Annotated in this window: 13 protein-coding genes; 4 read left to right on the forward strand and 9 right to left on the reverse strand. The window is 58.1% G+C overall.

Annotation, left to right across the window (positions count from 1 at the left end; translation table 11 throughout):
• The first annotated feature begins 37 nt into the window (after positions 1 to 37).
• Positions 38 to 547 carry a Cys-tRNA(Pro) deacylase gene (ybaK, locus tag HMPREF3158_RS03725; protein ID WP_070497369.1) on the forward strand — a complete coding sequence of 170 codons (510 nt, stop codon included), beginning with the start codon at positions 38 to 40 and terminating at the stop codon, positions 545 to 547.
• A gap of 17 nt (positions 548 to 564) precedes the next feature.
• Here the strand turns inward: ybaK and HMPREF3158_RS03730 are convergent, their stop codons facing one another.
• Positions 565 to 1,248: an SOS response-associated peptidase gene (locus HMPREF3158_RS03730; protein ID WP_070497371.1), complete on the reverse strand. Its 684-nt coding sequence runs from the start codon at positions 1,246 to 1,248 to the stop codon at positions 565 to 567.
• Positions 1,249 to 1,268: 20 nt separating this feature from the next.
• Here HMPREF3158_RS03730 and aroA point away from each other — a divergent pair, with 20 nt between their 5' ends.
• A complete protein-coding gene (aroA, locus tag HMPREF3158_RS03735) occupies positions 1,269 to 2,537 on the forward strand; it encodes a 3-phosphoshikimate 1-carboxyvinyltransferase (RefSeq protein ID WP_246816171.1) in 1,269 nt (422 codons plus the stop codon).
• The gene (gene rsgA, locus HMPREF3158_RS03740) at positions 2,530 to 3,549 is read left to right on the forward strand and encodes a ribosome small subunit-dependent GTPase A (RefSeq protein ID WP_062035668.1); all 1,020 of its coding nucleotides are present in this window, start codon (positions 2,530 to 2,532) and stop codon (positions 3,547 to 3,549) included. Before aroA ends, rsgA begins: the two co-directional genes overlap by 8 nt.
• On the opposite strand, the gene HMPREF3158_RS03745 is transcribed toward rsgA, so the two are convergent.
• Together HMPREF3158_RS03745 and HMPREF3158_RS03750 are read right to left on the reverse strand one after the other, a co-directional pair.
• Positions 3,546 to 4,061, reverse strand: coding sequence for a DUF6912 family protein (locus tag HMPREF3158_RS03745; RefSeq protein WP_070432427.1), 516 nt, complete (start codon positions 4,059 to 4,061; stop codon positions 3,546 to 3,548). The genes rsgA and HMPREF3158_RS03745 overlap by 4 nt on opposite strands.
• Positions 4,062 to 4,472 carry an HAD-IA family hydrolase gene (locus tag HMPREF3158_RS03750; protein WP_061921014.1) on the reverse strand — a complete coding sequence of 137 codons (411 nt, stop codon included), beginning with the start codon at positions 4,470 to 4,472 and terminating at the stop codon, positions 4,062 to 4,064.
• Positions 4,473 to 4,654: 182 nt separating this feature from the next.
• Here HMPREF3158_RS03750 and HMPREF3158_RS03755 point away from each other — a divergent pair, with 182 nt between their 5' ends.
• Entirely contained in the window at positions 4,655 to 5,062 is a 408-nt protein-coding gene (locus tag HMPREF3158_RS03755) for a hypothetical protein (protein WP_070455495.1), read from the forward strand.
• 42 nt (positions 5,063 to 5,104) lie between these two features.
• Here HMPREF3158_RS03755 and HMPREF3158_RS03760 read toward each other — a convergent pair whose 3' ends face one another.
• The 6 genes from HMPREF3158_RS03760 to mtrB all read right to left on the reverse strand — a co-directional run bounded on the left by HMPREF3158_RS03760 (position 5,105) and on the right by mtrB (position 13,358).
• On the reverse strand, positions 5,105 to 5,458 hold the full coding sequence (locus tag HMPREF3158_RS03760; RefSeq protein WP_070432425.1) for a hypothetical protein: 354 nt from the start codon (positions 5,456 to 5,458) through the stop codon (positions 5,105 to 5,107).
• A gap of 125 nt (positions 5,459 to 5,583) precedes the next feature.
• Positions 5,584 to 8,142 carry a preprotein translocase subunit SecA gene (secA, locus tag HMPREF3158_RS03765; protein WP_070432424.1) on the reverse strand — a complete coding sequence of 853 codons (2,559 nt, stop codon included), beginning with the start codon at positions 8,140 to 8,142 and terminating at the stop codon, positions 5,584 to 5,586.
• A gap of 213 nt (positions 8,143 to 8,355) precedes the next feature.
• A complete protein-coding gene (hpf, locus tag HMPREF3158_RS03770; protein ID WP_062035670.1) occupies positions 8,356 to 9,003 on the reverse strand; it encodes a ribosome hibernation-promoting factor, HPF/YfiA family in 648 nt (215 codons plus the stop codon).
• 199 nt (positions 9,004 to 9,202) lie between these two features.
• Positions 9,203 to 9,892: a ComF family protein gene (locus HMPREF3158_RS03775; RefSeq protein WP_235591305.1), complete on the reverse strand. Its 690-nt coding sequence runs from the start codon at positions 9,890 to 9,892 to the stop codon at positions 9,203 to 9,205.
• 29 nt (positions 9,893 to 9,921) lie between these two features.
• Entirely contained in the window at positions 9,922 to 11,664 is a 1,743-nt protein-coding gene (locus HMPREF3158_RS03780; protein ID WP_062035671.1) for an LpqB family beta-propeller domain-containing protein, read from the reverse strand.
• Positions 11,661 to 13,358 carry an MtrAB system histidine kinase MtrB gene (mtrB, locus tag HMPREF3158_RS03785; RefSeq protein WP_062035672.1) on the reverse strand — a complete coding sequence of 566 codons (1,698 nt, stop codon included), beginning with the start codon at positions 13,356 to 13,358 and terminating at the stop codon, positions 11,661 to 11,663. The genes HMPREF3158_RS03780 and mtrB overlap by 4 nt, the downstream gene beginning before the upstream one ends.
• Between the last annotated feature and the right edge of the window lie 58 nt (positions 13,359 to 13,416).

Genomic DNA, 13,416 nt, shown 5'->3' on the forward strand with positions numbered 1-13,416 from the left:
CGGATTGCCCCTACCAACTACGCCGAAACGGCAGCTTATGTCCAAGTCCAAGAAAACTCCGCATGCCGCTACCCCAGCTTTAAAGATCTTGGAAGAAGCGGGCATCCCACATGAGGTGGCAATCTTCGAGGGCGGTACGGATCATTTCGGCGACACTGCCGCAGCGGAACTAGGCATCGATGCTGATCGCATATTCAAGACTCTGGTGGTCGATCTCACCGCGGGCAAAGGCGCCAAGCGGGAATTAGCGGTGTGCGTGCTGCCAGTCTCACACAAGCTCAGCCTAAAGAAGGCGGCCGCGGCATTCGGTGCGGCGAAGGCGACGATGGCCGATCCACAAGATGCCTCGAAATCCTCCGGCTATATTCCAGGCGGAATCTCTCCGCTAGGCCAAAAGCACGTTCTTCCCACCGCAATTGATGAAACGGCTGTCCTCTTCGACACCATCTTTTTCTCCGGCGGGCGCCGTGGCCTCGACATCGAAATGAATGCGGAGGACTTAGCCACGGTTCTCGATTTCACTTTCACCGACCTGGTAGCGCAGTAGTTGGCGCAGCAATCGTTCTAGAACAGCCCTTCCGGGGATTGTTCTGCAATAAGCTCGGCATAGTCGTTACGCACGTTGCCCACGGCTGGATCTGCGGGCCGCGCCTGAAAACCGGTGACGGTGCTTGGCTCGAGCAAAGGCTCGCCTGCCAGCCATGGCCCGATTTCCTCTTGCCGCAGGAACTTAGGCAGGCGGCCGTGCAGCCACGCCATTTCTTCGGTGGCTTCGGTGGTAATCATCGTGGCTGAAAGCCTGTCCTGCCCGGTGGACCATAGCCCGGCAGCAAAGAGCATGCCCTCTGGGCCGGTGACGTAATAGGGCGTCTTTTTGCCGTTGATCTTGGTTCCACCGCCAGGGCTTGGTACGTCAGCTTTCCATTCGTAGTAGCCGTCCAACGGAATGACGCAGCGATTGCGTGCGAAAGCCTCGCGGAACGAAGGCTTATTCGCCACGGTTTCGGCACGCGCATTAAAAAGCGGCGGACCGTTTAGGTCCTTCTTCCAATGCGGGATAAGACCCCAGCGTGCTGGCTCCACACGCGCTACGGATTCCTGTACGCGCACCACGGCAATCGGCTGCGTCGGGGCGATGTTATAACGCGCCGGCGGCAGCCCTTGTGGGGCGTGGACCTCTTCAATACCTGGCCAGTTGCCAACCGCGGCGAGTAAAGACTCGCTGAACAAAACAAATCTTCCGCACATGAACTTATATTATGGACTACATGTCTTTGTATTGGTCAGCCCCGCGTGCCACCGGCCCACTGGATTGGGAACAATCCATTCCGGGGTCGAAGTCGATCACTAACCGCGCCTATATTCTGGCAGCGTTGGCTGACTCTCCATCTATCCTGCGCAATCCGTTGCAGTCACGCGATACGCGTCTTATGGAGGCAGCGCTTGAGTCCATGGGCGTTGCCTTCCGCCACGAAGGCAACGACGTCCACGTCAAGCCGGGCCCGCTGCACGGCGCCACCATCGAGTGCGGTCTCGCAGGAACGGTCATGCGCTTTGTCCCACCCGTTGCAGCACTAGCCAATGGCCCTGTCCGCATCGACGGTGACCCGCAAGCACGCAAGCGCCCAATGGGCACGATGCTTTCCGCACTGCGCAGCCTTGGCGTTGAGGTCGAGGGCGAGGGCCTGCCCTTTGCTATCTCGTCCACGTCAGTTCCAGTAGGCGGCGCAGTGACTATCGACGCCTCCGGTTCCTCCCAGTTCGTCTCCGGACTCTTGCTTTCGGGCGCGCGCTTTGGGGAAGGCATCACCGTCACTCACGAAGGCGGCCCGCTTCCTTCCCTGCCGCATATCGAGATGACCTGTGCGATGCTGCGCCAAGCCGGTGTCGAAGTCGAAGAAAGTAAAAATACCTGGCGCGTTAGCCCCGGCCCCATCGCCGGCGGGGAATGGAACATCGAGCCTGATCTCTCCAACGCCACTCCGTTCATGGCCGCAGCGGCGGTTGCTGGCGGCCGCGTAACCATCCCGCAGTGGCCACAGCACACGACCCAGCCGGGCGCTGAGATGTGCGAGATCCTGCAAGCCATGGGCGCCCACGTGGAACAAACAGAAGATTCCGTCACCGTCATCGGTGCCGCGGACGGCAATCTGCATGGCATCGAAAAGCACATGGGCGATATCGGCGAGCTCACGCCTACCGTCGCTGCCCTGTGTGCGCTTGCTTCCTCGCCCTCGCGTCTTAACGGAATCGCTCACCTGCGCGGCCACGAAACAGACCGTCTGACAGCGCTCGCAACCGAAATCAACGCCCTAGGTGGCAAGGTCACGGAGCTTTCCGACGGCCTCTATATCGAACCAGCGCAGCTCCACGGCGGGAAGTGGAATTCCTACGCGGACCACCGCATGGCAACCGCCGGCGCCATCATCGGGCTGCGCGTTAAAGGCGTGGAAGTAGAAGACATCAACACCACTGCGAAAACACTTCCTGGCTTTGCGGGAATGTGGGAAGAGATGCTGGAGGCCGCCCGTGGCTAGAAGTGCACGCTCATACGACGAATCCGACGTACGTATCCGCCCCGGTAAGGGCTCGCGTCCGCGTACCAAGGATCGCCCCAAGCACAAGGACGCCAAGTTCGGCATGGTGGTGACCAAAGACCGCGGCCGCTGGGGCGTGGCGCTCGACGAGGGGCCTCAGGTCGTCGCCATGCGTGCACGCGAGATGGGCCGCACCCCGGTCGAGGTCGGTGACCGAGTCGGCGTCGTCGGTGATACCAGTGGGCGCAAGGACACCCTCGCACGCATCGTCAAGCTTGCGGAGCGCACTTCTGTTTTGCGCCGCACTGCCGACGATACGGATCCTTATGAGCGCATCGTCGTCGCCAACGCCGACCGCATGCTCATCGTCACGGCAGTGGCGGATCCTCCCCCACGCTCCGGCTTTGTAGAGCGCGCACTCATCGCCGCCTTCGTCGGCAACGTGCACCCAGTGCTCTGTCTGACCAAGACCGATCTCACCGACCCCACACCTTTTGCTGCCGAATTCGCAGATCTTGACGTCACCGTAGTCGAAGCAGGCGTCGATGATTCCTTGGACCAAGTGCGTGATGTGATAAATGGCCACGTCACAGCCCTCATCGGGCACTCCGGCGTGGGTAAATCCACGCTCGTTAATCGCTTGGTTCCCGACGCTAAGCGCGAGACCGGTGAGGTCTCCGCCGTGGGCAAGGGACGCCATACCTCCACGCAATCCGTCGCTCTTCCGCTGCCAGAAGAGCTTTGTGCAGACGGCGGCTGGATTATCGATACCCCAGGCATCCGTTCCTTTGGCCTAGCGCATGTCGACGCCGATACAGTCCTCGGTGTCTTTGAAGATCTAGCCGCGGCAACAGAATATTGCCCGCGCGGCTGCACGCACGTCGGCCCCCCAGCCGATCCAGAATGCGGGCTGGATCTGAAAATTCCCGAAGGCTCAGCCTCCGCCCGCCGTCGTGACGCGGTGCGCAAGCTGCTCGAAGCGCTGCGCACCAACGTCGATTGGGAAAATTAGAGCAGCTCCACCAAGAAGGGCAGCTCAGATGGGTCGTAGAACGCCATAAAGTTATCCAGGGCGTCTCCTACGGCCAGCTCCGCGTCTTCGTCACCAAGATCGGCGTTATCGATGACCTCGATGGCCTTCGCGGTAGCTTCCTCAGACTCTTCCACGTCCACGTGGATAGCCTGCAGGTTTTCCTCCGTAATGACTGCAGGATTCAGCTTGACTACCGGATCACCCATGTCAGGCTGGGGAGTTAACACAGACTCGTCAACGTCCACCGAAATAACTACGCGACGATGCGGGAAATTCTCCTCGTCGCCAATGGCGAGCAGGCGAAGGGATGCCATCGAAGCCTCCAAGAATGCGGAGTAGGCAATCTCTTCTTCATCCCCCTCGGTGTAGAACTCGCGCAGCGCAGGGGTCACGGTAAAGCCCCAGCCGGAGCGTGCGGCCAACTGGCCGGTCTCCTTAAGCTCGCTGAGCATAGCGAAGGTCGCCGGCAGATAAACGCGCGCCTTAGCCACTTAGAACTCACCCTCGATGTCGAATACAGCCTGGACCTCGACGCTGGTGCGGTCGAAGACGGTATACAGCATGCCGAGCATTCCGAAATCAACGGCAGCACGCACGTTGAGAATAGAGTCATCGACCATGACGCAGTCATTGATCGGCAGCTCGATGGCATCCGCCGCAGCCTGGAAGGCAGCCAGCTCAGGCTTTTCTGCCCCAATTTCGCCGGAAAGGATGACCGCATCAACGATGCCGCGGTATTCCCACTCGCGGATATGCTCTGCGCCTGGGCCACCTGGATCATTAGACAGGATGGCGGTCGCTACGCCGTTAGCCTTGGCTGCAGCGAACAGGGAACGCCAGCGCTTGACGTCTTCCTCGGTGCCGTCCAAGACACCAACGAAATCTACGATAAGACCGCGCATTTAAACTTCCTTAATACTAAAAGAGCGGGTGTGCTTTTAACGGACGAAAGTATATCTAAAAATAAAAAATATCGCGCCCACCCCTTTCAGCATTCTCACAGGAGCCAGCGCTTTCCGACGCCACGTGGCACAATGGTGGGTGCGTTCGCCTCCTGTATGACCTGCAGGAAGGCTCACTTAAGTTGTATTCACCTATCCCTGGTTTTAGCCACCTCAAGCTCTATACCGCGCCCGATCGAGTGCGCTATGAGAGAAAGCCCACGGAAGAAGACCTTTCCGCCCGCAAGGAAATCCTCGACCTTGTCGTCTTCGCACTGGAGGTTACGGGCGGGCTGCGCCCACTGCATCATCTAGCGGGCAACAAGTACAACCGCGATATCAAAGTGCATTTGCGCGCTTGGGCGCTTAATCATCGGCCCCACGATAGGCCGCTGCGCGCACAGCTGCGAAGCCTGCACGCCCGCGCTAACGGTGAGTTCTTTGGCTCGGCCGATATTGGCGGCAAACGCCATGGTTTTACCGGGTCCTTCAAGCACAATCGGCTAGAAGAGTTCCGCTTGCTCTCCCTTGGCCACAACCTGAATATCTAGGCTCAAGGGGCAGGGCTCGCACCAAGTACTTAGGGCCAAATATTAAAGCGACCCCAGGCGCAGCAGGATGTCGGTCCAATCCACCGAGGTCCATGCGCCGACGCCGAGGCCAATCACAGAGGCGATGCCGCCAAAGAGCATGCCAATCTGGCCGAAGGCAGGGCGCTCTTCGGGGGTCTTACTGGGTTTTCCATCTGCAATGCGTTCTACGCATTCTGCGACCGTGAGGTTCTCGGTTTCGGCAGCAGAAAAGTAATCTTCCATGCCTGCAGCGACAACAGCCTCATGGCAGGAACGCGGTTCCTGTTCAACCTCGCCGTAGGCTTGCGCGGTTCCGCTCAGGAGCGTGGCAGACAAAAATGCCGAAAATCCCAGGCTGAGTGAACGACTGCGCACGGAGTTACCCTTCTTAGAAAAAGAAAATCTATTGTTGGCTTCCTTCTAGAGTATAGGAAACTGGCATAAAACTTAAAGCGCCTGACCAATTTCTTGGCCAGACGCTTCAAATGAGCTTATATCCGCTAAGCCTCGGTGGTTTCAGGGGAAGCTGCCTGGGCTTCCTGCTGCGCCTTGAACTGCTTGCGGAGCATGAACAGCTGGCGGACGGTCTCTTCCTTGACGCCCTCGTTCATGGCGTTGAACATCTCGCCGCCTTCCTTCTGGTACTCCACCAGCGGATCGCGCTGTGCCATCGCACGCAAGCCGATGCCTTCCTTCAGGTAGTCCATCTCGTAGAGGTGTTCACGCCACTTCTGGTCGATGATAGGCAGGATGACCATGCGTTCGGTGTTGCGCATCTGGGACTCGCCGCCGATAGCGCTAACGGACTCTTCGAGTTCGTCGTACTCGTGGTTAGCATCGCTTAGCAATGCATCGCGCAGCTGCTCTGCACTTAGCTCGCCGACAGAACCGTACTCGGTGCCCTCCACCAAGGACTCGTGGCTCATAGTCGGGCCATAGAGAGACTCCAAAGCATTCCACAGCTCGTCCAAGTCCCAGTCCTCGACGTAGCCGGTGGCAGTAGCGCCGGCAACATAAGCCGACACGGTGTCATCGATCATGTCGCGGATGTTGTCCTTGATGTCACCAGAGTCCAAGATGTCGTGGCGGGTAGCGTAGACAACCTTGCGCTGCTCGTTGAGCACTTCGTCATACTTCAGAACGTTTTTACGCATTTCGAAGTTCTGATTCTCCACCTGTGCCTGGGCGCCCTTGATGGAGTTGGACACCATCTTCGCCTCGATCGGGACATCGTCAGGCACGTTCAGGCGGTTCATCATGTTCTCCATGGACTGACCCACGAAGCGAACCATCAGCTCATCACGCATCGAAAGGTAGAAGCGGGTCTCACCTGGATCGCCCTGACGGCCGGAACGGCCACGCAGCTGATTGTCGATACGGCGAGATTCGTGGCGCTCGGTGCCCAGGACATAAAGGCCTCCTGCTTCACGGACCTCGTCACCCAGGCGCTTGGAACGCTCACGCTCCTCGTCAATCTCAGCGTCCCATGCCTCCTGGTAACGCTCTTCATCCTCGAAAGGATCGAGGCCGCGCTCACGCAGTTTCTCGTCCAGGATGACCTCGGGGTTGCCACCCAGCACGATATCGGTACCACGGCCTGCCATGTTGGTAGCAACGGTTACGGTGCCAGGGCGACCGGCGCGGGCGACAATCTGGCCCTCTTCCTCGTGGTGCTTCGCGTTCAGGACGGAGTGCTTGACGCCACGCTTGGTCAAAAGCTGGGACAGGTACTCGGAGCGCTCAACGGAGGTGGTACCAACCAGGACCGGCTGGCCGGCCTCGACGTGCTCAGCAATGTCATCGACGACTGCGGCGAACTTTGCTTCCTGCGTCTTGTAGATGCGGTCAGCCTGGTCAACACGCTGGTTCGGCTTGTTCGTCGGAATCGGCACAACATCGAGACCATAAATGGAATGCAGCTCGGCAGCCTCGGTCTCTGCGGTACCGGTCATGCCGGAAATCTTCTCGTACAGGCGGAAGTAGTTCTGCAGAGTAACGGTCGCCAGAGTCTGGTTCTCGTTCTTGATCTCCACGTTTTCCTTGGCCTCAATGGCCTGGTGCATGCCCTCGTTGTAGCGACGGCCTGCCAGCACGCGGCCGGTGAAAGAGTCAACGATCATGACCTCACCGTTACGCACGATGTAGTCCTTATCGCGCGCAAACAGTTCCTTCGCCTTCAGCGCGTTGTTCAGGTAAGACACGAGCTGCGAGTGCTCTGGGGCATAGAGGTTGTCGATGCCCAGCTGGTCTTCCACGAATTCCACGCCATCCTCAAGCACGCCGATGGTGCGCTTCTTGTGGTCTACCTCGTAGTGGATACCCTCGCGCATCTTCGGCGCAATCTGGGAGAAAACGTTGTAGAACTGGGAGGATCCGTCCACTGGGCCGGAGATGATAAGCGGGGTACGGGCTTCGTCGATAAGAATGGAGTCAACCTCATCGACGATGCAGAAGTTATGGCCGCGCTGGACGACGTCGTCAAGCGTGCGGACCATGTTATCGCGCAAATAGTCAAAGCCCAGCTCGTTGTTGGTGCCGTAGGTGATATCGCAGCCGTAGGCTTCCTTGCGCTGTGCAGGGCGCATCTCGGAAAGAATGACGCCAACGCTAAGGCCCAGCCAGCGGTGCACACGACCCATCATCTCGGCGTCACGCTTTGCCAAGTAATCGTTGACGGTAACGATGTGCACGCCCTTGCCCTCAAGCGCATTGAGGTAAGCCGGCAGCAGCGAGGTCAGGGTCTTGCCCTCACCGGTGCGCATCTCGGCAACGTTGCCGAAGTGCAGCGCCGCGCCACCCATGATCTGCACCTTGTAGTGCTTCTGATCGAGCACGCGCCAAGCGGCTTCACGGACGGTGGCAAAAGCCTCGAGAAGAATGTCATTCATCTCTTCGCCGGCCCCCAGGCGGTCCTTGAATTCCTGGGTCTTTGCCTTTAGTTCTGCATCAGATAGCGCAGCGTACTCCGCATCGAGAGCAATAACGTCATCAGCCATCTTTGCTAGGCGCTTGACGGTGCGTCCTTCGCCTGCGCGCAGCAGCTTGGAGAGTCCAAACACTTCTAGATAGTCCTTCTTGTCGCGACAAAATAGTTAACTTCTCGTCATTGTACCCACTGGGTAGTTAACGCTTGATTCCGACCACCTTATGAAACCCTGAACGTTTGCGGTGCGTCAGCAAAACTTTAGCCCCTCCTCCGCGGTGCATAGGCCCCGACAATCAGGGACTTAAGCGAACGCGGCGGAAGGGCTAAATCTTAAAAAGAGTTGGGTTTACTCCTCAGTTGCGTCCTCCGACAGGGAGATGATGCCGTAGTCGAAAGCATGACGACGGTAGACCACAGATGGCTTGTTGTTTTCTTCGTTAATGAAGAGATAGAAGTCGTGGCCCACGAGCTCCATCTCGCTCAAAGCATCATCGACGCTCATCGGGGTAGCCGGGTGCTCCTTGGAGCGGACGATCTGGCCGGGGCGAACGTCCTCGACGGTTTCTGCATAGGGATCGATGTAGCGCTCTTCCTTCGCGCGCTCGTGCTCTGCAGCAGCAACGATCTCAGCAGCCAGCTCGCCGGTACCCTTCTGCGCGCGGTGACCGGACTTCACGTTCTCACGGCGGACCTTGACCTTACGCAGGGAACGCTCCATCTTTGCCAAAGCGGTTTCCAACGCTGCGTAGAAGGAATCTTCCTTTGCTTCAGCGCGAGCGATGTGGCCCTTACCCGTTGCGGTGATCTGGATGCGATCAGACTCTGCTTCACGACGCGGGTTCGGCTCGTGCTGGAGCTCCACGTGGAAGAAAGTCAGAGTCGGGTCAAGGCGTTCAATCTTGGCCAGCTTTTCGGTGACGCGCTCTTGGAAGTGGTCTGGCACCTCGACGTTACGACCGGTGATGGTGACCTGAGCGTTGGTGGGCTGGGACATTGAATTGCCTCCCTTATCTCGTGGGGACTGAATGACTGCACATTCCGCAGGTGAAAGGCCCTTTCCGATGCGACTTTCCAAAATAGAAACCGGATGGTTTGGGACACTTTATCTGCTTCCCTGTGACACTCTTCATGGTAGCACTGGTCATAACCAAGGGGACCAATAGGGCCGGAATTACCCCTGCAACCAACCGAATCTAAGCTTCTGCCAGTACGATTGCCCCATCAGGGACTCCCCCGCTGCCCCGCAGACGGCTGGCGCTGGCCACCAAAGTTGCGCCGGTGGTTACCACGTCGTCGACAAGCAGCAATCGTCGTCCTACGATCCGGCTTGCAGCAGGCCTGACCTGCACCGCTGCGCGCATATTGTCCCAGCGTTGAGTTGCAGAAAGCTCGGATTGATCAGCCGCTGACTCCCGGACTTCCAATGCCTCGCATACGCTTACCCGCGGCAAGGTCTTGGCCACCTGCACGCAAATCTGCGCTACCGGGTCGCCACCGCGTGCCCGCGCCGAAGAACGCCGCGTAGGGGCTGGCACCAGCACTAATTCCTCCGGAATCTCGCCGCGCGCCCGCAAATGCTCAATGCCTGCGGCATATACTGCTGCCACATGGCTGCGCACTTTGCGGTTGCCCCGCTCCTTCATGGCCACGATGAGGTTTCGCCGCACGTCCGAATAGGGCCCGAGCGCCCATACCGGCATCCCCAATGGGACTGGCCTAGCAATCTGTTGCGGCAGCGCCCGCAAATGCAGCTGGCAACGCGCACATAGCTGTGCTGCAGCCTCTAGCTCTCCCCCGCATCCGGCACACTGATGCGGAACAACTATTTCGAACAAGGCCGCCGCACGCTGTGCCAAAACGCGCGAATCCCATTGCTTACCCACTGGTGCCACCTAACTTGTATAAGGCGCTTTTACTTGGCAACGATAGGTGAAGAACGCTGCCCCTGCAGGCCGGCAACCTCGCGCCAGAAAGTGTTGTCGGTGCTTTCGGCTGGCAGTTCCAGCAATGCGTGAGAGTCGGTGATGTAAAGCTTCGTTGGAGAAGCTGCAACTGCTACCACCGGTGCGGTCACGTTACCCGTTGCCAAAGTCGTTGCAGAAGAGCCATCCTGTTCGATGCGCCATACCGGGGAGTTCACGCTATCTGTGCCCACCATCAATCCGCCGTCGCTCATCCAATCCAGCGAAAGTGCGGTATTTTGAATCTCTTGGCTCACGCGATGCGCATTAACGATTGAGTACTTACGGTTTTTTCCGCGCACGACGACGCCGACGTAGACGTTGCCCTCAATAATCATCGCAACGCGTGCTCCGGTAGCTGAGAGGCGGATAACAGAAATCTCGCCCTGAATGCTATCCAGGCTAGAGGCATCAATTTCAGATTGATGTAGTTCGCCCTTCGCCGAGCGGGATACGCGAACAACTTTCTTGCCATCCACAACAGTCCAAACGCTCTGGCCATTTGCCTCAAAGGTCGGACGCGCCAGCGTCTTAGCCTTCAGGTCATCCTCCAGCTTTACGCCTAGCTCTCCCATGCTCAATTGATATTCATCGGAGGACTTCTTACGTATTGCGGCTACGATTCCTTCCTTGGAAATATCCGCAGACTGGACATCTGAGCCCCTGCCCAAAACGCTATTGGCTGGCTCCACCTGGTCACCTGCAACTTCAAACAAGGCTCCGTTGTTGACGGCGAAAAGCTGGGTGTCAGAGCTGACCAGATTTCCCGGGTTGAATTCGGCAAAATCGTCGACGGTCATCACGTCCAAGCCATCAACGAGAGGGCTGCCATCCGCCGTAGCTTTAACGGTGGTAGATACACCGGCGTTGTTTAACGTCCATGTCAGCGCCGCGGCAAAGCGGAAACGCTCGTCCTTGCTCATCGAGCTCAACCCGCCGAAGTTGTAAGTGCCGTTTTCATATCCCAAGAACGTCGCCGAAGTTGGCGTTAGATCTGTAGTCGCCGGACGCAGATCAGTATTGGGGCCTTCCAGCAACAAGGTGACAATTTCGCTGTCGATGGATTGCTGGCCGGTGTAGATCCAGCGCCTATCCGAAACGAGCGATTCGCCCGACTGTCCCAAGAAATAAAGCGAAATTGGCCGGTAATTATTACGCAAGTCATTGCGTTCAATGACCAACTTGGGCGGAAAATCTTGGATACGCCACTGCCCGTCCACCTTCTGCATTTGCACGGTGGCTGAATAATCGCGTCCACTCGGGGTATAAGCACCGTTAGGGCTCAAAGTACCGATATGTTTTCCACTGACTTCGAAGGTTTTATGGTCCAGGCCATTATCCGTGGTCAAGATGTCGATAGAGTCCACCACATCCACGGCTTCTTTCGGCGTCCATTGCTCTTGAGCGTCCGGTGTTAGGAAGTTGCGGGTGGATTGATAATCATTGGCCGGCTTTCCAGAGGCTTTGTAGAATTCACGCAGTACCAAGTCTGCATCCGCGCCCTGCTTCGGGGACATGATTTCCACTTGCGGATCGGCTTGCGGTGCAAAGGTGGCGATGACTTCGGGCGCAGTGTTATTCGGCAGCGTCGAGCAGCCGGCAGCCGAGAACAAGAAAAAGCCACTAAACAGCGCTAGACACTGCCGCGCCTGGTTTTTCCACTGCGTAGTCCTAGACGAGTTGGGACTATTCATCGCTGCTCCTTCTCGTCGTCTTGCACATCCTTATCCAGGTGCGCTACCTCGCTTTCGGCGACGCTACCAGAGCGATCACCGCTGGATTCAGGGCCAGGTTCCGGGGCGTCGTCAAGCACCGCGGACTCCAGCTCCACGAACTCACGCGCACGGCGCTCCGAAGGCCAGATGATGCCGACATCTTCTTGCTCCATTACCTCTGCCGTTTCCGGTTCCGGCTGCGGGGCATTGGGGACCTCAAGGGCAATCGGCTGCTCTTCGATGGCCGTGTTCGGCACGCGCGGCACGATGAGGCGGAAGCGCGAACCGACGCCGATATAACCGATGGCATCGAGCGTACCGCCGTGCAAGACCGCATCCTCGCGGGCGATGGCCAAGCCCAAACCGGTACCACCTGAATGGCGCTTACGCGAAGCATCTGCACGCCAGAAACGGTTGAATACGAGCTCTTCTTGACCGTCCTTCAGGCCCACGCCAGAGTCGGTCACCGCGATGCCCACCGCTTGATCATTTGCCTGCATATCGACGACCACGGGATTTCCCTCAGAGTGGTCGATAGCGTTGGCCAAAAGATTACGCAGAATACGCTCAATGCGGCGCGAATCCGCCTCGATAGTGACGGGCTCATCCGGCATATTAACCTGCACGTCGACGTTTAATTCCTCTGCCAGATGCTGAACCTGTGCCAGCGCAGAGTCAACACAGGAGCGGGCGTCGAATGAGGCCGTGGAAAGGTCAGCCACGCCCGCATCATGGCGCGAGATTTCCAGCAGGTCGGCGAGCAATTCCTCGAAGCGATCAAGCTCGCGAATCATCAGCGCAGATGCGCGGCGAGTATGCGGTTCAAGGGAATCCGGATCAGCAGCGATGAGGTCCGCCGCCATGCGTACCGTGGTCAACGGAGTGCGCAGCTCATGGGAGACGTCTGAAGTAAATTGGCGCTGGAGATCGCCATATTCCTCAAGCTGGTTGATCTGCTTTGAAAGCTTGTCGGCCATGTCGTTGAAAGAGCCCGCCAGACGGCCCATCTCATCATCAGAGTTGACCACCATTCGCTCGCGCAAGTGGCCTGCCGCGAGGCGTTGCGCAATGCGGGATGCGGAACGAATGGGAACGATGACCTGCTGCGTTGCCAGCCAAGCGATGCCGACCAGCAACACGACAACCACCACGCCGGCTGCCGAAAGCAAACCGCGCATGAGAGCCATTGTGGCTTCCTCAGACTCCATCGACAGCACCAGATAAACCTGGGCGTTTGGAATATCGGAATCGATAGGGGTGCCAATAATCAAGGCATTATAAGGATCGCCGCCGGGGTGATCCACGCTGGTGTATTGCTGCGCCACCTGGCCGTTAGACACCAAGTCCCGTAATTCATTGGGCAAGCGGAAGCCCTCAGGAGAGGTAGTAAGAGAGTTATCGTCGTTTTCTACGGCGATAACAGCTTCATAGGTTTCTTGGTGCTCGTTGTGATCAGCCGATAGCTGGCCGAGAGAAGAACGTGCGGAATTGATGCGCACCTGGTTCGAGTTGGCGCTGCCAGTAGCATCGATTTGCTGCTCCACGGTGGTGCGCGCGCGATCGAGCTCCTGGCGGGCTGCATCTTCTTTTTGACTGACCAAACGCTGCGTCAGCACCGAGACAAGCGCGTATGCCAACAAGAGCATGACCACCGTGGATGCCACGAGGATCATGCCGATGACCCTTGTCTGCAGCGATGTGCGCCACTTGTCTACAACGCCATCCTGCAGA

This window comes from Corynebacterium sp. HMSC06G04 (genome assembly GCF_001807365.1).
Lineage (GTDB): Bacteria > Actinomycetota > Actinomycetes > Mycobacteriales > Mycobacteriaceae > Corynebacterium > Corynebacterium simulans.